The sequence below is a fragment of the Reichenbachiella sp. genome (assembly GCF_039944555.1).
GTDB lineage: Bacteria > Bacteroidota > Bacteroidia > Cytophagales > Cyclobacteriaceae > Reichenbachiella.
In genome coordinates, this window is record NZ_JBDUYN010000012.1 from 413,954 (window position 1) to 435,558 (window position 21,605).

A 21,605-nucleotide genomic window follows, 5' to 3' on the forward strand; every position below is an offset into this window, starting at 1 on the left:
TTTAGTTGTATTTAAAGCAATTCAAAATGAAGTACTTATTAGTATTATTAATGGTAATAATTGATCTGCCACTTTTTGCGCAGTCGCCTGAATACCAACAAAAAAAGACTGAGAAATTAGCCAAAGACTCACCATTTACTAAAGTTATCAATCGTGAATTACCTGCTAGTATTGTCTATGAGGATGATGATGTCATTGCTTTTGCACCACTTAGGAAGCAGGCACCGGTGCATTATCTGATTGTACCCAAAAAGCGAATTCCAGCAATCAATGATTTAGAAGAAAGTGATGCAATGGTTGTTGGTAAGATGCACCTTATTGCCAAACAACTAGCTGTTGAAAATGGTATTGTTGAAACAGGCTATCGGCTCAGTATCAACACCAATGAAGACTCAGGGCAAAGTGTTTTTCATCTGCATATGCACTTACTGGGTGGGATGAAACTGGGGCCAATGGTGAAACAGGGGTACAAAGAATTAAATGTATGCTACTTATTGATAAACCAGCTCTCTTTTTCATACATATCCATTTTGCATCTGAAAGTCAGAAAGGAACATTAGGCGCTTAATTCCTTTAGGTCGGAATAGTTTATTGGCCGATTGAATTGAGGTACAATTCGCGTCGGGCACCGTTTTTTTCAAATAGCCGATAGATTCTTTCTTTTTGTCCATTGGTAAATAAACACATGACTTTGTCATCAACATAATCCATAAAATTCATGAACATATCGTTGCTACCGCAAGAGGGCATCGGATGAGCCGGTGTACCACTATGTTGTGAATATGCTACAGGTGTATCGTCAACTTCGTCGCCGATTTCACAGTTATCGTGTTGTCCAAAAATGTGACGCAAACCAAGCCAGTGTCCAATTTCATGCGTCGCTGTTCGTCCCAAAGTGTGAGGAACTTCTAGCGGAGGCATTGTTCCAAAGACTCTAGGGTCTATCACTACTCCATCTCTCCAAGGGTCGACTTCAGGTAGATTTGCAAATCCAGCCAGACCAAGAGCCCCATGTCTGTCCGATAAATCGGCAATCCAAATATTGAGATATTGGTCGTTGGGCCAGGCATCTTGCCCACCTTGACTTGTAAAGTACAACTTGGCATCCTCCTTAGTTAGCTCTTCGTTGCCAAGCCATCCTGTTACATCGCTTGAATTTCTGATAATACCGGAGGTGGGCTCTCCGTTCGGGTCTATCGTTGCCAGATAAAATTCGATTCGAATATCAGCGGCTAAGTGTTTAAACTCTGAGGGAATGTTTATTGTGTCAGCATTTTTCTTTCTAAAATCTTCATTTAAGACCAAGAACTGTGATTTGATTTTGCTGTCGCTAATTTCAAAAGGGTCGGGTGAATAGTTGACGACATGAACTACAACTGGAATACGTAGAATTCCATCAGATGGCACAGAAATTATGTCGTCGTCAGAACTGCACGAGCTAAAAAAAATCAAAAAGTAGCAGCTTAGTAAAAGTGATCGTTGAATCATACAAGAATGTTGTGAACTGTATGAAGACGTAATAATTTTAAGATGGTTGGAATTTTTCTATACTAAATGGAAAATCAAAAAGCGCAAGTGTATACACTTGCGCTTCATGAGAATCCTAATCATCACATTCACATACTCCACCTACATTGCACTTCAAATGTTCTATGAAATTATTGATGTAAGCAGGTGCTTCCGGCTGATTTAGATGAGCGGCATACCAGGTACGATAGAGTCCTTTTTTAGTAACTGGCACCAACTCCAGATTATTGTCTGTCAGGTATGGGCGTACCATCCAGCTCGCCATCACCTGTACGCCAAGTCCGGCCTTTATCATCTGGAGTACAGCATCAGTGACCTGAATAGGCATCACCTTTTTTGGTTTCACCCCCTCAGGCATCAATACCTGATTGAACAAAGTCACAGATTCTATCGGATAGGAATGAATGAATACATTCTGCTCACGAAAGTCTTCGGCTTCTACATATAATCTTTTTGTCCAGGGATGATCTTTGGGTACCACCACCATCATTTCATCCCGAAATAATTCGGTATAAGTCAAGGCCGGATGGTCGTTGTGATCACTGGTGATGGCCAGATCTAGTTCTCCATCCAGAATTAGTTTATCCGGATTTTCTGTCACACCAGGAAAAATCTCAATATCCACCTTGGGAAATTCCTTGTTGAAATCGATCATGAGTGTAGGCAACCAATGGTAACAGGTGTAACACTGAGTAGCGAGCCGAACCAGCCCTTTATCACCATTCACATATTTTTGGACAGAGCTCTCCGTCCTATCGATTTCGCGTAAGATTTTTTTGGCTGAATCAAGCACAATTTGACCAGCACCGGTTAAAATCAACTTTTTGTTGACTCTGTGGAATAGCTGGGCCCCAAGGTGGGTTTCTATTTCCTTAAGCTGATGGCTTAGTGCCGATTGGGATAGGTAGAGGTTTTCCATGGCTTTGGTCAAGCTGCCTTTGTCAGCAACTTCCCGTACCAATTTAAGGTGTCGTAGTTCCATCGGTTTGTTTTGAGGTATTAGTGTTATTCATGGAATTGACAAAATCAATTCATCCAATTCATAGAACGAAAATTATGACCGGGCGTTTCATTCCTCATAATTTATTTTTTGATGGCGGAATTTTTCCGCCAAAACTAAAAACTATCGATATGGAAACATCAGCACTACATTTGAAAATTGCCAAGCTGAATGGACATGGGTGCATTCAGATCGAGCAGCCTGAGAAGCTACAAAGAAGAACTGTCGCATCGAGTGAGTTTGACCTTGTGGAATATCTCAAGGAGGTGAAGACACCGCATATCGGACTAATGTCTTTTATTAAGTAACCAACGACAGATCTCGTTGGTGCTATCGCCAACGGGATGAAGACCTGTTGGCGATGGCCTTCATTTTATTATTAAACCAACATCAATGAAACTAAAAAATCTACTCTCGTTATTGCTACTGGCAACTCTTTGGGGCCCATCTTTTCTCTTTATCAAAATAGCGGTGGTGGAGATTGCTCCTATTACGCTCGCTGCCCTTAGAATAGGGTTGGCTGCTGCTTTGCTTCATGTATTTCTTCTTTTCAAAGGATATGAATTCAACAGATCATGGAAATTTTGGAAGCACGTGACCATCGCGGGGTTCTTTGCTCACGCCGTACCATTTGCGTTAATCAACTGGGGTGAGCAATACATTGACAGCTCCATCGCATCAATACTTAATGGATTAACCCCACTATGTACTGTACTCATTGCTAATTACGCCATTGCTGATGAACGCATGACTCCGGAGAAAGTATTTGGAACCATCATTGGATTCATCGGTCTTTTTGTTCTCGTATCACCGAACCTTGTGTCTGGCATGAATGCCTCAGTGTGGGGTATAGTAGCTGTAGCTGTGGCCGCCTTGTCTTATGGTATAGCCATTGTTTATTCGAGATTGCATCTAATGAAGGAGAAACCTCTATATGCACCTAGTTCGCAGCTCCTGGTTTCAGCGGTATATCTCATCCCATTTGCGCTGATCGTAGAAGGGCCTGTGGTCTGGACTTCATTATCCTGGGAAGCCATTGGTTCGCTGATTATTTTGGGCTCTTTTGGGACGGCTTTAGCCTTTGTCATCTACTACCGAATATTAGCGAGTGCCAGCGCATCTTATTTGTCTTTGGTGACTTACTTGATGCCAATTTATGGCGTAGCACTGGGAGCGATATTCCTGGATGAAATCCTGACCATAGAAGCAATCATCGGGGCAGGCCTGATTTTGTTGGGAATCATGATTGCTAACAAGACAATTACCATCCCTTTGGGAGGTAAAAAGACTATTAACGTGACTTAATTAAGTTTATCTTAGTTTGGTATAGATAGGCAGCCAACAAACGTGTTGGCTGCTGTTTTTTTTATCCTATCTCAATAAGATACTTCAGGTTTTTTAAATTTTTTTTGAGCCCGGTAAAGATTTTCTTAAAGAGGATTCTCTTGAACAAGAAACCCAAAACTGGTTTTTCCTGATAATGAAATTCAACTTTGATTGTTGTCACCTCATCAACTTCCTCGAGAATAAAATATGAGCTTGCCTCTTTGAAAATAGGTATTTCTGTCGTTTTCTCGCCATAGACCAGTTTGCCTTCACCGAAATCATGCGTTACTGTTTCAAATCCTATGGTTTGGTTGCCAATTACGCATACATGTTGATAACCTGATCGATTGACTATTCCTTTTTGATATTTGAAATAGGTCACATCCTTATTCCATAAGTCTCGCTTATCCATATTAGTAAGCCATTCGAAGACCTCATATTTGTTGGCTTGTATTTCTATGGTATGAGTTAGTGGTTTAGCCGTCAATTGCTGAGCCTTGGGCTGTGGAGGGTAAGTCACTTTTTCTTGCAAGAATGACAGCGGAATACTCTTGTAGGTTATTTCACCCAGATCTTGATATTCGTCTTTTCCGCAAATCCTACCTGGCCACTGCCGAGGTTCAATTGGAGTTTTTTCAGAGCCAACCAAATCTCCTGTGAAGAGGAGATACTCTTTCTGCGAAATACTATTCTTCAAAAGTCGGTGTACCCGGATTACAGATTCGCCGAAAGGCTTTTCTTTGCCTTTTACTGTTATCATTTGTGACTCACCTGAGTCAGCAATAAATTTTAGTGAAAGGTTCACAGCGGACGAACATGCACCACATGGGCATATTCTCTGTGTTTCGTATTGTTTTAGATGTTCATGAAAGGCAATGTAAGTTTTTTCTACTTGACTGAGTATCTCAATGCTATCATGTATCCGATTGGCATGATAAAAAAAGATGGCGTCGCCTTCTACTTCTGCCACTGATAAATCCAATTCATTCGAATCAATGATTAATTCCAACAACTCTGAAATGATGTGTTGGCTATGTTCTATCTCTACCTGCTTTACAAAAGAAGTAAACCCGCTGATATCGGGAATGAAGAAAAATGACTTGTGGGACATAGGGAAAAGTAAGTATTAGATGAACGGATGGCAAAACTCAATGTTCAAACTTTTTTATCCCTAAAATTTAATCAAGACCTCGTTATATAGTTCAATTAGCTCTTCTTCCGAGGTAATGAAATCCTCAAAGATGGGTTTCCATCCGGATTTTACATTTTTGGCAAATTCATGGGCCTCTTCTTCACCTACGTCTACACCAACTATGTAGAACGGACTTAGCACATTCAGATGAGACATCATTATACTGGCTTCCGATGAGTTTTGGTCAAGTACACGCTGGACCGCGTAGATTTCAGCCAATTGCTTGTAAAGTTCATATGGAATATGCTGACTGATGGAGTTGTCCTGGGCAATTTGCCAGGCATATTTTTTTACTCTCGGGGCCTTCAATCGGAGAATTACTTTCTCAGGATTGGATGATAATTCTTTGAGAATTCCTTTATGGTAAGTGAGTTTTTCATTTACCTCCGCAGCATTCTCTTCGATCTCAAGATGCACGCCCTCTAAAAAGTGGCTGACTCGCTCTTCTTCTTTCAGGTTATTGTAGTACGTGTTTAAACCGAATGCCAATAAAATTCCTAGAACAACGGTTACAAATTCTATCAGATAATTTGTCCAGGGAAGATTTTTCATGCTCAATTATTTTATCAAGCATGAAAAATACAAAAACTTACCCGATTGGGTCACATGTTCCTTCTATACTGACCGCCAACTTCGAAGAGGGCATTGGTGATTTGACCCAGTGAGCAATGTTTCACTGTTTCGATCAGCGCCTCAAAAATATTCTCGTTGTGGATGGCTGTTTCTTGCAACTTTTTAAGCGCCTCTTGAGAGTGATCAGTATTAAACTCTTTGAGATTATTCAACATCTCTATTTGATATTCCTTCTCTTCGGTCGTTGCCCTAATGACTTCTTGAGGAATCACGGTTGGGGAACCTTTGGATGACAAGAAAGTATTTACACCAATAATTGGGAATTCTCCGGTGTGCTTCAAGGTCTCATAATAGAGGCTTTCTTCCTGTATCTTACTTCGTTGATACATGGTTTCCATGGCGCCCAATACACCACCTCTTTCCGTGATTCTGTCGAATTCTTCAAGTACTGCTTCTTCCACTAAATCGGTTAGTTCCTCAATAATGAACGAACCTTGAATAGGGTTTTCATTTTTTGCCAAACCCAATTCTCTATTGATGATCAGCTGGATTGCCATAGCTCGCCTTACCGATTCCTCCGTAGGTGTAGTAATGGCTTCATCATAAGCATTGGTGTGCAATGAATTACAGTTGTCATAAATGGCATAAAGCGCCTGCAAGGTTGTTCGGATGTCGTTGAAGTCAATTTCTTGTGCGTGCAGAGAACGACCACTGGTTTGGATGTGGTACTTCAACATTTGAGATCGGCTATCTGCCCCATACTTCAATTTCATGGCTTTAGCCCAAATTCTTCTGGCTACACGCCCAATTACAGCATATTCCGGGTCTATTCCGTTAGAAAAGAAAAATGACAGATTAGGCGCAAATTTGTTGATGTCCATGCCCCGAGAGACATAGTATTCCACAAAGGTGAAGCCATTCGAAAGCGTTAGCGCCAGCTGTGTGATTGGGTTGGCACCGGCCTCAGCAATATGGTAGCCCGATATCGACACGGAATAAAAATTCCGTACGTTGTTGTCAATGAAATACTGCTGCACATCTCCCATCACACGAAGAGAAAATTCTGTGGAAAAGATGCATGTATTTTGTGCCTGGTCTTCTTTGAGAATATCTGCCTGTACTGTGCCTCGAACTTTGGAGAGTGTGTCTACTTTTATTTTTTGGTAGATTTCAGCATCTAGTACCTGATCTCCGGTTACCCCCAAGAGCATAAGTCCTAGTCCGTCATTACCTTCCGGTAAATCTCCATTATATCTTGGACGCTCATTTTCACGCCCTTTGTAGATATTAGCAATTTTCTTTTCTACAGCTTTTTCCAAGCCATTTTCTTTGATATATAGTTCGCATTGCTGGTCAATGGCTGCATTCATGAAAAATGCACAAATGGTAGCTGCGGGGCCATTAATGGTCATCGAAACCGAAGTGGTAGGATTAGATAGGTTGAACCCCGAGTACAACTTTTTGGCATCATCCAAACAGCAAATGTTTACACCAGAATTTCCAATCTTACCATAGATGTCAGGTCTATGATCTGGGTCTTCTCCATATAGGGTCACCGAGTCAAAGGCGGTTGAAAGCCGTGCTGCCGGTAAGCCTTTAGACACATAATGAAATCTTCTATTCGTTCTTTCTGGCCCTCCTTCTCCGGCAAACATTCTGGTTGGGTCTTCTCCTTGTCTTTTAAATGGGAAAACACCGGCTGTATATGGAAATTCGCCAGGTACGTTTTCCTGAAGACTCCATTTCAAGACATCTCCCCAGGCTTCATATTTGGGTAGGGATACCTTAGGGATTTTGGTGTGAGATAATGATTCAGATTTGGTCTGGACTTTTATATCCTTGCCTCTTACCTGATAGACAAACTCATCGGAATTGTAATTATCACACTTTGTTTGCCACTCGTCCAGGATTTGTTGATTTCTCGGATCAAAATCGAGGGAAGTTTCCTTGTAAAGCTCCTTTAATTTTTCGTTTAACGTTTCATCTTGAGACAACCGCATCGTCTTATCGATGCCGTATAAATTCTGGGCAATTTCTCGCTGTTTTTCAACCCATTGATCGTATTCACGAATGCTGTCCGAAATCTCAGATAAGTACCTTGTTCTTTTAGGAGGAATGATGAACACCTTTTCTGACATTTCTTCAGACGCTTGAAAAGAAGATTTCAAGTCAGCTCCGGTCTTGTCGGCAATGGTGTCCATGATTACACGGTAGAGCCTGTTCATGCCTGGATCATTAAACTGCGAGGCTATGGTACCAAAGACGGGAAGTTCATCAACATTGGTATCGAACAGTTGATGGTTTCTTTGGTATTGCTTTTTCACATCGCGTAGCGCATCCAGTGCGCCTCTCTTGTCAAACTTATTGAGAGCGATGATATCGGCGAAGTCGAGCATGTCGATTTTTTCGAGCTGAGTCGCCGCACCATATTCAGGAGTCATCACATACAATGAGAGATCTGAATGCTCAATAATCTCGGTATCTGATTGGCCAATGCCACTGGTTTCCAATATCACTAAATCGTAGCCAGCCGTTTTTACCACGTTTACCGCCTCCTGGACGTATTTGGATAGTGCGAGATTAGATTGTCTCGTGGCAAGTGAGCGCATGTAGACCCTTGAATTGTTGATGGCATTCATTCGAATCCGGTCTCCAAGCAGGGCTCCACCTGTTTTTCGCTTCGATGGATCTACAGATATAATAGCGATACTCTTGTCTTCAAAGTCAATCAAAAACCTTCTGACTAATTCATCGACCAAAGAAGATTTTCCAGCTCCCCCGGTACCTGTAATTCCTAGAACGGGTGTTGCTGAGGTCTCAGATTTTTTATCAATATTTTTAAGTAAAGCAGCCGATTGATCAGGGAAATTTTCGGCTGCTGAAATTATTCTGGCAATAGATTTTGCATCCTTTTTATCCAACTCTTTCAATTCGCCATTCAAATTTTCACCAATCGCAAAATCACTGGATTTCACCATGTCGTTGATCATGCCCTGTAGTCCCATAGCCCGTCCATCGTCCGGAGAATAAATTCGAGAAATTCCATATTGGTGGAGTTCGTCTATTTCTGTTGGAAGAATGGTTCCTCCTCCTCCTCCAAAAATTTTAATATGCTCACTTCCATTTTCTCTGAGTAAGTCATGCATGTACTTAAAGTATTCAACATGTCCACCTTGATATGAAGTAATGGCGATCGCCTGTGCATCTTCTTGAATGGCACAATTTACGATCTCATTAACCGACCGGTTATGACCCAAATGAATGACTTCCACACCCGTGGACTGTATGATCCGACGCATAATGTTGATGGCAGCGTCATGGCCATCAAAGAGCGATGCAGCCGTTACTATTCGAATGTGATTTTGTGGCTGATAAGGGTTGATTTTGTTTTGGGTCATACCTTTGAAATTTAGAGACCGCAAAGCTAAGGAATAAATTATTTTTCGCTGTTTTTATGGAGTAATGATTACTCGATAAAAATTGGGCTATGGCTACATATTAAGCATTTATTAGCAGCCGCGTGCGTATGTTTCTAAGCTGGAGCTGAGGATTTTCGCTAAAAATAAGAATAGGTGAGCTTAAATGTATCGTTCCAGTTTGAATGAAGTTTTTTGAACTTCCCCATTCCTGATATACTTAACAATTATTTTTTTCCCAGGTCTATTTCTTAGCAGTGATGTAAAATCTGAAAAGTTTAGGCTTTCCAAAGAGTAACCGTTGATCGATTCTATTAGGTCTCCCTCTCGAAGGCCGGCATTATAAGCTGGAGAATCCTGTCTTATATTGTTTACTTTAAGATTTTCAAGATCAGAGCCGTCCGCCGCGATATTCATTCCACTCATATCATGTTCAAAACCATTGTGAAAGGACTTGCTTTTTCTTAAATACAGGTAACCACCAAAATAGTCGAATGCGACATTAAACCTTGATAACAACTCACCTCCAATGGTACCATTTCTGCTTCCTCTTTTAATTGCCGCACCATAGTCACCTTCTATTGGGAAAGAGGCGATTGGACCGTCAAATTCAAATTTCCCCATTTTTATTGAGGACATTCTACCTAAATATCCATGAATGTTACCCCCTAGTCCTCGACCGATTACCGAAGTAATGTTCTGTTCGGGTATCAGAGAATCGTCTTCAGGATTGTCAAGAAGTACGGCATGGCTGGCACCAGTATCTACCATTAAATGCATCTTGCGCCCTTCATTTTCATTCTTCATTATTTTGAGTTCTACATAGGGCTTAGTATTTACTACCTTCATTGGAATTTTCTTATAAGATCTTTTCGCCCTGAACTTTCTTGGTTCGTGCAGTATAATATGGTTTTCATCATAATTGATTTCTACTATGAATCGGCTAAAAATGTCGTAGCCGAGCACACCGAATACATCGGTACCCAGGTTATTTCTAAGCTTTAGATAATCCTTTTCCAACACCAATAGCGCCTGATTGACTCCGGACTCAATTCCTCCGGGAAGGCTCAACGTCACACGCTGGGCTACTTTAGCTTTAATAGAATCTGCTTTTCCAGGGCCCTGAATGGTGATATTTCTGGTATAATTCAGCCCAAGGTAATCGCCGAACATTTTTTCAGTAAGAATTGGATATTGAACACCAGTATCGAAGATAAACTTGAGCGTGAGTGAATGATTAATGGTAACCGGAATCACCATCAGATTATTGTAGCGCTCAAAAGGAATGACGACTTTGTGGACGTTGGGAGGAAAATCGAAACCAATTTGCTGAGACATACCTTGCCTTGCTAAAAGCAGTAGGACTAGTATTATCAAATTTGATTTCAGTTGTTTCATTGTTCTCTCGCCTCAGGGTCTATTTATTGAACAATCGGGGACAAAAGATTCCCTTACAAGGTGTAATAATTTACTCTAAAAAATCCGGAATTGCTATATGAGCGGTAGATTATTGTGATAGATGTCGGTTTCAAACAACATTTTACGTGAGCGGCAACCATCTTTCGTATTTTTAGATAATTCAAATAATTATTATCCTTCCTGAGTGTCAAATGGAGCTTCTAATCACTTCCACCCACGACGCCCGACAGATGTCCTTGTAGTCATTTTAAAGATTATAAATGTCATGTTCGTTGCATCTTTTCTACATTTGCCTAAAATTGAACCATGTTGAGAAGACCCAGAAGAAATAGAAAAACAGCAGCGATAAGAGGATTGGTAGAAGAGACCAGACTTGTTACTCAAGATCTTATGTTTCCTATGTTTTTGCTAGAAGGGAAGTCTAAATCTGTTGAAGTGGAATCGATGCCTGGCATTCATCGGCTTTCATTGGACTTTATGCTCAAGGAGATCGAATCATGCTTGAATTTGGGAATTAAAGCATTTGATATTTTTCCGGTTGTTGATGAAAAAGACAAAGACAAACTGGCTAGTAGAAGCCATGATCCGAATTTCTTTTACCTGAAGGCATTGGAGGAGATAAAAAGGGAATTTCCTGAAGCTTGTGTGATGACCGATGTTGCCATGGATCCATATAGCACCGATGGCCACGACGGGGTGGTGGATGAAGATGGCAATATTTTGAATGACGAATCTTTGGAAATCTTGGGTGCTATGGCTTTGACCCAGGCGGAAACGGGGATAGACATCATTGGGCCATCCGACATGATGGATGGGCGGGTAGAATATATTCGAGACATTTTGGATGACAATGGCTATGAGAACACATCAATAATGTCGTATACTGCTAAATACGCCAGTGCTTTTTATGGCCCGTTCAGGGATGCATTGGACTCCGCACCGAAATCTGGGGATAAAAAGACTTACCAAATGAATCCAGCTAATTTGCGAGAAGCTATCATTGAAGCCGAGCTAGATGAGGAGGAAGGAGCAGACTTTTTAATGGTAAAGCCGGCTCTGGCCTATTTGGATGTAATAAAATTACTTCGAGACAATTTTGACTTGCCCATAGCTGCATATAACGTCTCAGGGGAGTATGCGATGATTAAGGCAGCTGCGCAGAAAGGATGGCTGGATAATGATCAGACTATGATGGAATCTTTGCTGAGCATGAAAAGAGCAGGAGCTAAGGTAATCCTCAGCTATTTTGCCAAAGAGGCTGCTCAATTGATGAAATAAAAAAACACTTCCTCGAATGAAGAAGTGTTACAAATTTCCAGTTCATACTAACCTATCCCGAATCTTTCCAATAGCTAATTAATTCGGACCTTGCGGCAATTTCTTTTGTTTAAAGAAAACCCAGATTCTATTTCGGAACCTGGATTCTCATAAACTGCGCTTTCTTGATACAAGTATATCAAGCAATTTGACACGCAAAATTTATATTCGACAGACTATAGGGCTGACTCGATTACTGCTGTGAAAAACACGTTGATTCGACCAGATGATTCTGATCTTCGATAAGTGCTTGAATATTAGGGATAAATATTCTGTGAAGTCTAAATAAACTCCATTATCCCTGATTTGCTTAAGGAATTGAGGAATTTTAGCTTTGAAATGAGCTTGGTTCTAAAGTCTGCACTGAGATTGGGAAACCTATCTAGAATGACAAAGTTGTGTGATTGGTTACTATTTTTGATCGTATCGATGTACTGTTCTTTATCGCCGAACTGATATTCTCTTTCAGAAGGATTGTACCAAATAAATTCAGTTTTCATCTAATAGTAGTGGAATTAGCAAATTGATTATTCCAAAAGTACAAAAATTGGGGAACTATTAAAAATGGCTCAAGGGCAAAAACGGGGCTATTAGGGAGTGGCAAGAGTTGGTCGAGAAGACCACTGCCAGGATATAATTGCACCTGAAATCAGGTGCCAAACTCCCCACCAAGCTGCAATTATGGCCATTCCACCAAGCCCGTTGAAATATTCAAAAATGATAACAAGTGCCAGTCCTGAGTTTTGGATACCTGTTTCAATAGTAATACTGCGTGTTTCCGCCTTCCCTAAACCCAGGGATTTGGCTAAAGAAAATCCTGTGATCAAAGCCAGGGCATTATGTATTAAGACCACAAAGAGAAAGTTGAATATGTAGTTGATGAAATGATCAAAATTGGAAGACAGTGCGCCAACTACAAATCCAGCGAAGATTATAATTGATAAACGTTTAATTGGTCTGGCAATTTTAAAGGTGGTTGTAGGGTATTTTTTGTTTACCCACATGCCTAATATGAGTGGGATAACCAGAATAAAAATGACCGTAACAATGACGTCCACTACATTGAGATGGACAGCCTTCAGTACTGTAGCTGTAGGAGCATATTGATTGGCCCAGAAGGTAAAATTCAGTGGTGTGGCAAGAAAGGCCAACGATGAAGTAATTGCCGTTAGGCTCACCGAAAGTGCAACATTGCCATTCGATAAACTGGTATAGAAATTCGAGACATTTCCTCCTGGACAGGAGGCTACCAAGATCATTCCTAAAGCAATACTTGGCGATGGCTTTAGTAGTAGGACCAGTGCAAAGGTGAGCATGGGTAAAAGGACTAACTGGGATGCGAGGCCGATCAAAATTGCTTTGGGTCTTTTAAGCAGATATTTGAAGTGATCAATTTTCAAATCCAAAGCCACACCGAACATAATGAAGGCTATACATGCATTTAACAACATCAACGATTCCTTGTTGAAAGAAAGAACAACATGATCAAGGTTTTCTTGCATAGAGTGCTAGTAATCTTGCAATATATTCGAAAGAAAAGAAAATATCTAGCCGTTTAGTTTAGCGGCATATTCCTCAGGTTCAGAAAGGATCTTACGAGCAGTTTTAATCTCCTCATCTTTATTGAGAGCTGCTTCTACTTGGCCCGAGGTATAATAGTATCTTAAAATGATTTGTTTTTCCAACAGATCTTTAATCTCTGATCGAAAAGTAACAAGTCCATTAGATTTGATTTGCTCTACCGATTCCGTAATATTATCTATTTCATCTACGAGCTTAGTGTATACATCGTCTTGGTTTGCTGCTTCTTTGAGAAGTTCTAAAGTGCTTTCTACCTGAGAAGGATTGTCGAAGCTTTTAGTGCTCATCCATTTCACAAACGCATCATAATCTTCGTCTGATAGTCTGAATTCCTGCGGGGGGGAGATGCTATCATGTTTGTAGTAAAATTCAGTCGCGTAGTCAAATATTAGTCCACTTTCAGAGAGGTTTTTAGCATAAGAAGAATGTGTTTTAGCCGCTATATAAATATCTGGATCAATGCCGCCTCCATCATATACCACTCGGTTATTTGTTGTTCGAAATTCTGTTTTGAGTGAATCTGCCATCTTTGTAGCACTGCCATCAGCTGTCCTTTGGGCATAATCGAGAGCCTGAATACACCGTCCACTTGGAATGTAGTATTTTGCTGTTGTCACCTTCAATTGTGAATTGAAAGTCAATTTTCTTGACACCTGAACTAACCCCTTGCCATACGATTTCTGACCGATAACTACTCCACGATCATAATCTTGTAGTACACCGGATACAATTTCTGAGGCAGAAGCGCTACCGTTATTGATAATGACGGCAATAGGAATATTTAAGTCTAAGGGCTCTGATTTGGCTACATAAGAATGGCTTTGCGCTTGTATCTTCCCTTTGGTATCAACTATTTTAGATCCTTTCGGTACAAAAAGATTGCAAATATCTACCGCCTCATTTAGCAATCCACCTGGGTTTTCGCGCAAATCAATAATGAGTTTTTCTGCTCCTTTGTCCTTAAGTTCCAATACCGTTTTTTTCACATCATCAGCTGCATCTTTTGTGAACTCACTTAGTCTCAAGTACCCAGTAGACCCACCCAATAATGTGCTGTAACTTATATTTGGGATTACAATTTTTTCGCGTGTTGTAGTAACTCTAATTTTTTCCTTTCCATTGCGAAGTACTTCCACCTGAATATCTGAACCTGACTGTCCTTTCATCAATTTTCCAGCTTGTTCGTCTGATAGATTGGCCAGGGGTACACCATCAACTTCAGTTATGACATCACCTATTTTGAGACCTGCACTCATGGCAGGAGAGTTTTCGTATATGTTGAGAACTATATGTCTTTCGTTGATTTTGTTTGATTGAATGCCAAGTCCTCCGTATTCTCCAGTTGCATTGGTGCGAAAATCTTCGATGTCATCTTCAGGTATATAGACTGTATATGGATCAAGCTTTTCCAGCATGGCATCTATTCCTGTGCGCAGCAAAGTATTTGGATTGACTTCATCGACATAAAACTTATTCACCTCGGAATATAGAGAAGCAAAAATCTCAAGATTTTTAGCCATTTCGAAGTGCTTGTCATCATTGGAAAATGAAAAAAGCCCTAAAAGCAACACTGGAATCAGTAGTGCAACTACCCATATTTTTTTTATCATGCTCTTCAATTTCATACTATTCTATACGGAAAAGGAATTCTTTGTTTCATTATTGCCCAAGAGCAACCATTTAATGGACAAAACCACTTCAAAAATAAGAATTATTTAGATAAGTAACTTTTTATTATTGCGGACGAAATAATTGCATCGGGGTTTAATAATAGACGGAGAAGTTTTAAATTCATTATAAAACCTTCAAAACATCGCATCGTGACGTATTTTAAACTAACAATCAGATTCACCCTATCTATTATGGTTATAATCTGTTTTTCATTTGGTCTGAAAGCTCAGGAATCAATCGCAACCGCCAGACCTACACTTTCCATTGGTTCGATGGTATTACCTGAGCACAGCTTCCAATGGGAGCAAGGCGCACAGTATTCGGATATTGATGGCGATGAATGGGCCTATGATGCCCTTTTGAGGATTTCCATGTCAAATTTTGCTGAGGTCAGAATTCTCATACCTACATTGGAGGATAGATTGGCACTACTCGAAATGAAATGGATGATGATAAAACCCAATGGCCATAAGCCAGGAATTGGATTTTCAATAACAATGGGAACTGGAGGCAGCCAGGAAGAATCGGGTGAAAATTTTAAAATCTTAGGCTATCGAATGGCCATAGAAAAATACTTGACCGATGGGTTGACGGCCATAGTCAATACCGGCTATGCTCCAGATGGTTATTTTGGTGATTTCACTTTGGCTTATAGCATAAGTAATAAATTTACCGTAGCAGGAGAATATTGGCACCATCAGGATTGGAAACAGATTCAGTCAGGAATCACTTACCTCATCAATTCCGAAACCCAAATTGACATTAACGGAGGCCTGTTGTTTGATGCTGAGAATAACTACACCGTAGGGTTTGGTATAGCCAGAAGGTTCATCTACAGGGAGTTAGATAGGCAATGATCTAATGATTTAATGAGCCAAAGATTTATTGAATCATTATCTCCTTTACCCATTGAATCATTGAACTAGCTACTGCAGATGCAAACTAGCACCACAATTCAAGCAAAACCTTGAATGGTCAGGTAGATCTTCCTCACCGCAATTTGAGCAGGTAACAATTCCCCTTTTTTTGGCATCAGACATCATTTGGCTGGTTACAATACCAGTAGGAACTGCTATGATGGCGTAACCGAGTATCATCAATGCTGATGCAGTGGCCTGTCCAAAAACGGTCTGAGGCGCAATATCCCCATAGCCCACAGTAGTAATTGTAACAATCGCCCAGTAGATACTTTTTGGGATACTGGTAAATCCATTTTCCCCTCCTTCGATCAAGTACATCATTGTTCCAGCTATTACGACTATGCAAACTACCGTACCCATGAAAACCACAATCTTATGTCGGCTGCTCCAAAGGGCCGAGCCAAGCTGTTGAGCTCCACCCATAAAATGTGTAAGCTTCAAAATTCTAAAAACCCTGATCAGTCTAAATGACCTAATGACTGATAGTGAATGTGTGCCAACAATAAAGAAACTGAGATAAGTCGGGATTAAGGATAGTAAATCAATGATCCCCATGAAGCTGGTTACATATTTAGTTGGCCTTGGAGAGGAAAGAATACGAGCCAGATATTCCACTGAAAAGAGAAAAGTGAACAGCCACTCAATCATTCTTAGCTCTACGCCATAATGTTCTTCAACATCGTTGACACTTTCTAACATGACGACCAATACACTTACAACTATTGCAATCAATAGGGCGATATCGAATAGTCTACCAGCTACTGTATGATATCCAAAAATGACCTCATGAATCTTTTGTTGCCATTTTTTTAAATGAGAAATATCGTTGTCCATGTTTAATCTATTAATAGTAAGCGGCTCTTCTGTCTCCGAGCCTTAAAATTAATAATTTCAGTTTTATAAGTTCGGTAAGAGTCAGCCTTGGTATGTCTGTGAAATATTGATAAAATATTCGTTCTAAATTTATAATAATTCAAAAATGATAGCACTCTGGAAAATGTGACAGCCAGGTCATCAGAATTATACCATGAAATCCATAATTTTGCCGTCATGGAAAGTGCACTAAAAGGATTGAAGACAGAGCTCGAGGGAGAATTATATTGGGATGACATGCTGCGTAAGCTATACGCAACTGATGCGTCCGCTTACCGAGAGATGCCTTTGGCTGTCGCGATCCCAAAGTCCAAGAATGACTTACGTGCCTTAATCACATTTGCAAGTACCAACAACACATCGTTGATTCCAAGAACCGCAGGCACCTCGCTAGCCGGACAAGTGGTGGGCGGCGGAATCGTAGTGGATGTCTCAAAGCACTTTAAAAATGTTTTAGAAGTTAATGAAAAAGATAACTGGGTGAATGTACAACCCGGTGTGATTCGAGATGATCTCAATAGACACTTGAAGCCTTACGGACTATATTTTGGACCTGAAACCTCTACTGCTAATCGAGCTATGATAGGGGGAATGGTAGGTAATAATTCATGTGGCTCTAATTCAGTTGTATACGGAAGTACACGAGACCACCTTTTAGAAGTCACAGGATTTTTAGCAGATGGTAGCGAAGTAACTTTTTCCAGTCTTACAGCAGATGAATTCGAGCAAAAACTTCAATTGGAGACACTTGAGGGAGAGGTATATAGAAATGCCCAACAAATGCTTTCAACCGAAGAGCATCGGGTTGAAATAGAAAAGGAATTTCCGAAACCCTCAATACCAAGAAGAAACACAGGATATGCCATCGATCTTTTGGCGATCAACCAGCCTTTTAATCTTGAAGGGGAGAAATTTAATTTTTGTAAACTAATAGCAGGCTCTGAAGGAACACTGATGTTCATTACAGAGATCAAAATCGAAACCATTCCGATTCCTCCTAAAAACAAGGCCTTAGTGTGTATCCATTGCAAGGACGTGAATGAATCCCTACTAGCCAATCTGATTGCCCTAAAATATGGGCCTCATGCCTGTGAATTAATAGACCATTATATTCTTGAGTGTACGAAAGAAAATATAGAGCAACAGAAAAACCGTTTCTTCATTGAAGGTGATCCGGGGGCCATTCTTGTAGTTGAATTGGCTGCTGAAAATGAGCAAAATCTTGACAGCCTTTGTTTGGATCTTATCTCAGGTCTAAAAAAAGAAAAACTGGGTTATCACTATCCGGTGCTCAAAGACGGAGATGTAGGTAAAATCTGGAATTTGCGCAAAGCGGGATTAGGCCTACTGGCCAATATTCCTGGTGATGCCAAAGCTCAGCCCGTAATTGAAGATACTGCAGTTGATGTAAATGATTTGCCGGAGTATATTAGAGAATTCAATGAAACATTGAAGAAATACGATATGAGTTGTGTGCACTATGCGCATGCCGGGTCTGGTGAATTGCACCTCAGGCCTATACTGAACCTAAAGACTGAGGAGGGTCATAAGATGTTCAGAGTCGTTGCTGAGGAAATATCCAGACTTGTAAAAAAATATAGAGGTTCACTCAGCGGCGAACATGGTGATGGTCGGTTAAGAGGCGAATTTATCCAAGAACAAATCGGCGAGAAAAACTTTGAATTACTCAAGCAAATAAAAAAGACCTGGGATCCAAAGGGAATCTTCAATCCTGGAAAAATTACGGAGACTCCACCTATGGATACCAATTTGAGATACACTGTCGATCAGAAGGATGATGAGATCAAGACATATTTCAATTGGGACAAAAGTAGGGGTGTACTTCGCTCGGCAGAGCTATGCAACGGTTCTGGAGATTGCCGGAAGTCTGCCGAAAGCGGCGGTACGATGTGCCCAAGCTACATGGCAACACAAAATGAAAAGGATACTACTCGTGCTCGCGCGAATATCCTTCGCGAAATTCTGACACATTCCGATAAGGTCAACAAGTTTGACAGTGAGGAGATAAAGGAAGTACTGGACCTATGCTTGTCGTGTAAGGGATGTAAATCCGAATGTCCTTCCAATGTAGACATGGCTCGTCTGAAGGCAGAGTTTCAGCAAAACTACTATGACGAGAATGGTATCCCCCTACAGACGAGGATGATGGGTGAGTATGCAACCAACATGAAATTGGCCTCTAAGATTCCGGCACTTTACAATTTTGTGTTTGGCAATAGACTTACCGGATCCATTGGCAAGGCGATTATGGGTGTACACCAAGACCGATCAATGCCGCTGATGGGCAAGCAGACCATGAACGACTGGTTCAAAAAAGAGAAGAAAAGGCTGTATAGTCAACATTCCGATAGAAAGGTATTTATACTCTGTGACGAATTCACGAATTATTTGGATGCTGAGATTGGCATTACCGCTATAAAACTCCTGGACAAATTGGGATACTGTGTGATAATTCCTGAACATGAAGAATCTGGGCGCGCTTTGATTTCAAAGGGTATGGTGAAAAAGGCCAAAAGCATAGCTGACAAGAACGTCGAACTTTTGGCTGAATTAGTTTCCAACGAAATACCACTCGTGGGTGTGGAACCCTCCACTATTTTAACCATAAGAGATGAGTATCCGGACTTGGTAAATGATAAATGGAGAGAGAAGGCAAAGTCTTTGGTAGATGCCTCCCTGACGATTGAAGAGTTTTTAGCTCGAGAATTTAGAAGAGGAAATATCAAAAAGGAAAAATTCTCTCGCGAGCATCAGGACGTGAAAGTGCATGGCCATTGCCATCAAAAGGCTTTGTCGTCGATGCATACGCTGAAAGATGCCTTGTCTATTCCAGAAAATTTCAAAGTCGAAGTTATTCAGTCTGGTTGCTGTGGGATGGCCGGTTCATTTGGTTATGAAAAAAATCATTATGAAGTATCCATGAAAGTAGGAGAGCTAGTTTTGTTTCCCGAGGTTAGAAAATCAAGGCCAGATACGATTATTTCAGCTCCGGGTACGAGTTGTAGGCATCAAATCAAAGATGGGACAGGAAAGATAGCCAAACATCCGGTAGAGGTGCTTTGGGATGCCCTGGTCTAGTGATTTCGTACATAACGGATGCCGAAGTGCTGATAAAGTTTCACCCGAAACTCGTCATGATTTAAGATGGTCATCTCCTCTTTTTTGCCAGAAATGGTAGCTGCAAGCTTAGTGTCTGTTAAAGTAATTCTGCCACGAGGTGTGGCTCTCGTGATCATTTTCTTTTTTGTAAATGGGGACCTTTCATCCACTTGATGATAGCGACACATATCTATAAACTCGATAAACTGTCGCTCCTTTTTTGTGAATACATATTTGACGACGTACTCAAATGAGTCTCCTGAAGCCAGTACCGTATATTTTCCGTCCATGTTTTTGTCCAATCGGAAATACTTGTTGTAATCCATTTGAACTTTGCCGGGCTGAATGAGTTTGGGTTCAAGAAATAGATCACCAAATCCAACGTCTACCAAGTAGGTCTGATCATCCAGATATACCAATATGGCTGCGTGATCAAATTCGGGTCCCAATTGGTCATTTTCATGAGTTCGTGCAGAAATCAAGTGGCAATGAAAACCAAGCTGAGAGAGTAAATGGAAGAACAGGCCGTTTAGCTCGTAGCAAAACCCGCCTCTCTTTTGAAGGACAATTTTTTTGTAGATTTTTTGAACATCCAGAATAATCTCATTTCCCATGTGGATATCCAAATTTTCGAATGGAATTTGAAACAAATGTGACCTGTGTAACAATTTCAGGTACCTAAGAGAAGGTACTCGTTCTCTTTGACATTTAAGACGCAAGAGATATCTATCTAAATCTATATTAGGCAGTTTCGGTTGATTTGTAAAAAGATCAAATTCTGCCATATTCGAAATACAGATTTACGGTGCTACGACTTATTTAGCTGATCGATTTTCTCAGCCATCAAGTCAATTTTACTTTCGAGAGATTCCACTTTCCCTTTCAATTCTTCTATGTTGGCCTGAATATCTTCATCCTCAATGAAATAATCAGTAATCGTACCTGTCAGAGTAGAAAACATAATCATACCTAATAAGATCAACGCAACACTTAAGAATTTTCCCTCTACAGTCACCGGCGGTATATCTTGCAGAAACCCGACGGTAATTGTTGTTACAGTTGTCCACCATAAACTATCTGACATAGAAGTTATGTGAGGATTGGCGTTTTTTTCGAGATGATAAAAACTGAGCGTAAAAAACAAAATGATCATGCCGCTGATGAGCATTAGGTTTCTAAAAGTGTTAAAAGAATTCTTTCTGCTAAAGGCATTAAAAATGTATTTGGCAGAACGCAGCACTCTTAGTATTCGGATAACTCGTACTATCCGACCCATGCGTAGTGCCTCGATGGTCGGGATGGATGAGATCAGGTCAATCCAGTTTCCCTTGAAATATTTCCATTTGTCATCTGCACGAAAAAACCCATTGAAAAAATCGTATAAGAAGAGCATACAGATGCCAAAATCTATCCAGCTTAGAATTTCCTTAAGATCGTCCGGGTAGGTCAAAATAGTACCCACGTATAGCTCTATTACCACATAGATCGATAGAATGAGAAGGAGCGTTTGAAACGCTGATGATTTCTGGTTTTCTTCGGTTTCCATTAGATCTGACAATTTTTCAAAAAATGATGATGCGTTCTGTGAATACTCTGGCGAAGATAAAAAATATTTATTTTTTCTATGTTTGCATCTTCACATCAAAGCAACAAATTTTTAACACTTAACA

The 21,605-nt window shown here is 40.5% G+C and carries 17 protein-coding genes; 6 read left to right on the forward strand and 11 right to left on the reverse strand.

Features of this window, described 5'->3' with window-relative positions; genetic code table 11:
• Positions 1-26: 26 nt before the first annotated feature.
• Positions 27-560, forward strand: coding sequence for a histidine triad nucleotide-binding protein (locus tag ABJD64_RS19360; protein WP_348180602.1), 534 nt, complete (start codon positions 27-29; stop codon positions 558-560).
• 28 nt (positions 561-588) lie between these two features.
• Here the strand turns inward: ABJD64_RS19360 and ABJD64_RS19365 are convergent, their stop codons facing one another.
• Positions 589-1,452, reverse strand: coding sequence for a M43 family zinc metalloprotease (locus tag ABJD64_RS19365; protein WP_348180601.1), 864 nt, complete (start codon positions 1,450-1,452; stop codon positions 589-591).
• A 151-nt stretch (positions 1,453-1,603) separates the two neighbouring features.
• On the reverse strand, positions 1,604-2,509 hold the full coding sequence (locus tag ABJD64_RS19370; protein ID WP_348180600.1) for a LysR family transcriptional regulator: 906 nt from the start codon (positions 2,507-2,509) through the stop codon (positions 1,604-1,606).
• Between the two features lie 149 nt (positions 2,510-2,658).
• Between ABJD64_RS19370 and ABJD64_RS19375 the strand changes: the two genes are divergently transcribed.
• Both ABJD64_RS19375 and ABJD64_RS19380 read left to right on the forward strand, forming a co-directional pair.
• Positions 2,659-2,835, forward strand: a complete 177-nt coding sequence (locus tag ABJD64_RS19375; protein ID WP_348180599.1) for a hypothetical protein — start codon at positions 2,659-2,661, stop codon at positions 2,833-2,835.
• 85 nt (positions 2,836-2,920) lie between these two features.
• Positions 2,921-3,832 (forward strand): DMT family transporter, encoded by a 912-nt coding sequence (locus ABJD64_RS19380; RefSeq protein ID WP_348180598.1) that lies wholly within the window; start codon positions 2,921-2,923, stop codon positions 3,830-3,832.
• Positions 3,833-3,893: 61 nt separating this feature from the next.
• On the opposite strand, the gene ABJD64_RS19385 is transcribed toward ABJD64_RS19380, so the two are convergent.
• From ABJD64_RS19385 to ABJD64_RS19400, 4 genes are all read right to left on the reverse strand, one after another.
• The gene (locus ABJD64_RS19385; protein ID WP_348180597.1) at positions 3,894-4,964 is read right to left on the reverse strand and encodes a DUF2652 domain-containing protein; all 1,071 of its coding nucleotides are present in this window, start codon (positions 4,962-4,964) and stop codon (positions 3,894-3,896) included.
• Between the two features lie 60 nt (positions 4,965-5,024).
• Entirely contained in the window at positions 5,025-5,597 is a 573-nt protein-coding gene (locus tag ABJD64_RS19390; RefSeq protein WP_348180596.1) for a hypothetical protein, read from the reverse strand.
• 50 nt (positions 5,598-5,647) lie between these two features.
• Positions 5,648-9,016, reverse strand: a complete 3,369-nt coding sequence (locus ABJD64_RS19395) for a methylmalonyl-CoA mutase family protein (protein ID WP_348180595.1) — start codon at positions 9,014-9,016, stop codon at positions 5,648-5,650.
• 180 nt (positions 9,017-9,196) lie between these two features.
• Entirely contained in the window at positions 9,197-10,372 is a 1,176-nt protein-coding gene (locus tag ABJD64_RS19400; RefSeq protein ID WP_348203467.1) for an aspartyl protease family protein, read from the reverse strand.
• A 387-nt stretch (positions 10,373-10,759) separates the two neighbouring features.
• Here ABJD64_RS19400 and hemB point away from each other — a divergent pair, with 387 nt between their 5' ends.
• Entirely contained in the window at positions 10,760-11,731 is a 972-nt protein-coding gene (gene hemB / locus ABJD64_RS19405; protein WP_348180593.1) for a porphobilinogen synthase, read from the forward strand.
• A 629-nt stretch (positions 11,732-12,360) separates the two neighbouring features.
• Here the strand turns inward: hemB and ABJD64_RS19410 are convergent.
• Both ABJD64_RS19410 and ABJD64_RS19415 read right to left on the reverse strand, forming a co-directional pair.
• Positions 12,361-13,272, reverse strand: a complete 912-nt coding sequence (locus ABJD64_RS19410; RefSeq protein ID WP_348180592.1) for a bile acid:sodium symporter family protein — start codon at positions 13,270-13,272, stop codon at positions 12,361-12,363.
• 45 nt (positions 13,273-13,317) lie between these two features.
• Positions 13,318-14,961 carry a S41 family peptidase gene (locus ABJD64_RS19415; protein ID WP_348180591.1) on the reverse strand — a complete coding sequence of 548 codons (1,644 nt, stop codon included), beginning with the start codon at positions 14,959-14,961 and terminating at the stop codon, positions 13,318-13,320.
• A 210-nt stretch (positions 14,962-15,171) separates the two neighbouring features.
• On the opposite strand from ABJD64_RS19415, the gene ABJD64_RS19420 reads away from it, so the two are divergent.
• Positions 15,172-15,879, forward strand: a complete 708-nt coding sequence (locus ABJD64_RS19420) for a hypothetical protein (protein ID WP_348180590.1) — start codon at positions 15,172-15,174, stop codon at positions 15,877-15,879.
• 69 nt (positions 15,880-15,948) lie between these two features.
• Here ABJD64_RS19420 and ABJD64_RS19425 read toward each other — a convergent pair whose 3' ends face one another.
• Positions 15,949-16,776 (reverse strand): ion transporter, encoded by an 828-nt coding sequence (locus ABJD64_RS19425; RefSeq protein ID WP_348180588.1) that lies wholly within the window; start codon positions 16,774-16,776, stop codon positions 15,949-15,951.
• Between the two features lie 216 nt (positions 16,777-16,992).
• On the opposite strand from ABJD64_RS19425, the gene ABJD64_RS19430 reads away from it, so the two are divergent.
• The gene (locus ABJD64_RS19430; RefSeq protein ID WP_348180587.1) at positions 16,993-19,914 is read left to right on the forward strand and encodes an FAD-linked oxidase C-terminal domain-containing protein; all 2,922 of its coding nucleotides are present in this window, start codon (positions 16,993-16,995) and stop codon (positions 19,912-19,914) included.
• Here ABJD64_RS19430 and ABJD64_RS19435 read toward each other — a convergent pair.
• Both ABJD64_RS19435 and ABJD64_RS19440 read right to left on the reverse strand, forming a co-directional pair.
• Entirely contained in the window at positions 19,911-20,720 is an 810-nt protein-coding gene (locus tag ABJD64_RS19435; RefSeq protein ID WP_348180586.1) for an arylamine N-acetyltransferase, read from the reverse strand. The genes ABJD64_RS19430 and ABJD64_RS19435 overlap by 4 nt on opposite strands.
• 23 nt (positions 20,721-20,743) lie before the next feature.
• The gene (locus ABJD64_RS19440; protein WP_348180585.1) at positions 20,744-21,481 is read right to left on the reverse strand and encodes an ion transporter; all 738 of its coding nucleotides are present in this window, start codon (positions 21,479-21,481) and stop codon (positions 20,744-20,746) included.
• Between the last annotated feature and the right edge of the window lie 124 nt (positions 21,482-21,605).

Excerpts from the sequence above, each read along its gene's own strand:
- ABJD64_RS19430 (WP_348180587.1), top strand. The coding sequence starts at position 16,993 with ATGGAAAGTGCACTAAAAGGATTGAAGACAGAGCTCGAGGGAGAATTA.
- hemB (WP_348180593.1), top strand. The coding sequence starts at position 10,760 with ATGTTGAGAAGACCCAGAAGAAATAGAAAAACAGCAGCGATAAGAGGA.
- ABJD64_RS19400 (WP_348203467.1), bottom strand. The coding sequence starts at position 10,372 with ATGTCTCAGCAAATTGGTTTCGATTTTCCTCCCAACGTCCACAAAGTC.
- ABJD64_RS19395 (WP_348180595.1), bottom strand. The coding sequence starts at position 9,016 with ATGACCCAAAACAAAATCAACCCTTATCAGCCACAAAATCACATTCGA.
- ABJD64_RS19385 (WP_348180597.1), bottom strand. The coding sequence starts at position 4,964 with ATGTCCCACAAGTCATTTTTCTTCATTCCCGATATCAGCGGGTTTACT.
- ABJD64_RS19415 (WP_348180591.1), bottom strand. The coding sequence starts at position 14,961 with ATGATAAAAAAAATATGGGTAGTTGCACTACTGATTCCAGTGTTGCTT.
- ABJD64_RS19380 (WP_348180598.1), top strand. The coding sequence starts at position 2,921 with ATGAAACTAAAAAATCTACTCTCGTTATTGCTACTGGCAACTCTTTGG.
- ABJD64_RS19360 (WP_348180602.1), top strand. The coding sequence starts at position 27 with ATGAAGTACTTATTAGTATTATTAATGGTAATAATTGATCTGCCACTT.
- ABJD64_RS19390 (WP_348180596.1), bottom strand. The coding sequence starts at position 5,597 with ATGAAAAATCTTCCCTGGACAAATTATCTGATAGAATTTGTAACCGTT.
- ABJD64_RS19370 (WP_348180600.1), bottom strand. The coding sequence starts at position 2,509 with ATGGAACTACGACACCTTAAATTGGTACGGGAAGTTGCTGACAAAGGC.
- ABJD64_RS19375 (WP_348180599.1), top strand. The coding sequence starts at position 2,659 with ATGGAAACATCAGCACTACATTTGAAAATTGCCAAGCTGAATGGACAT.
- ABJD64_RS19440 (WP_348180585.1), bottom strand. The coding sequence starts at position 21,481 with ATGGAAACCGAAGAAAACCAGAAATCATCAGCGTTTCAAACGCTCCTT.
- ABJD64_RS19410 (WP_348180592.1), bottom strand. The coding sequence starts at position 13,272 with ATGCAAGAAAACCTTGATCATGTTGTTCTTTCTTTCAACAAGGAATCG.
- ABJD64_RS19425 (WP_348180588.1), bottom strand. The coding sequence starts at position 16,776 with ATGGACAACGATATTTCTCATTTAAAAAAATGGCAACAAAAGATTCAT.
- ABJD64_RS19435 (WP_348180586.1), bottom strand. The coding sequence starts at position 20,720 with ATGGCAGAATTTGATCTTTTTACAAATCAACCGAAACTGCCTAATATA.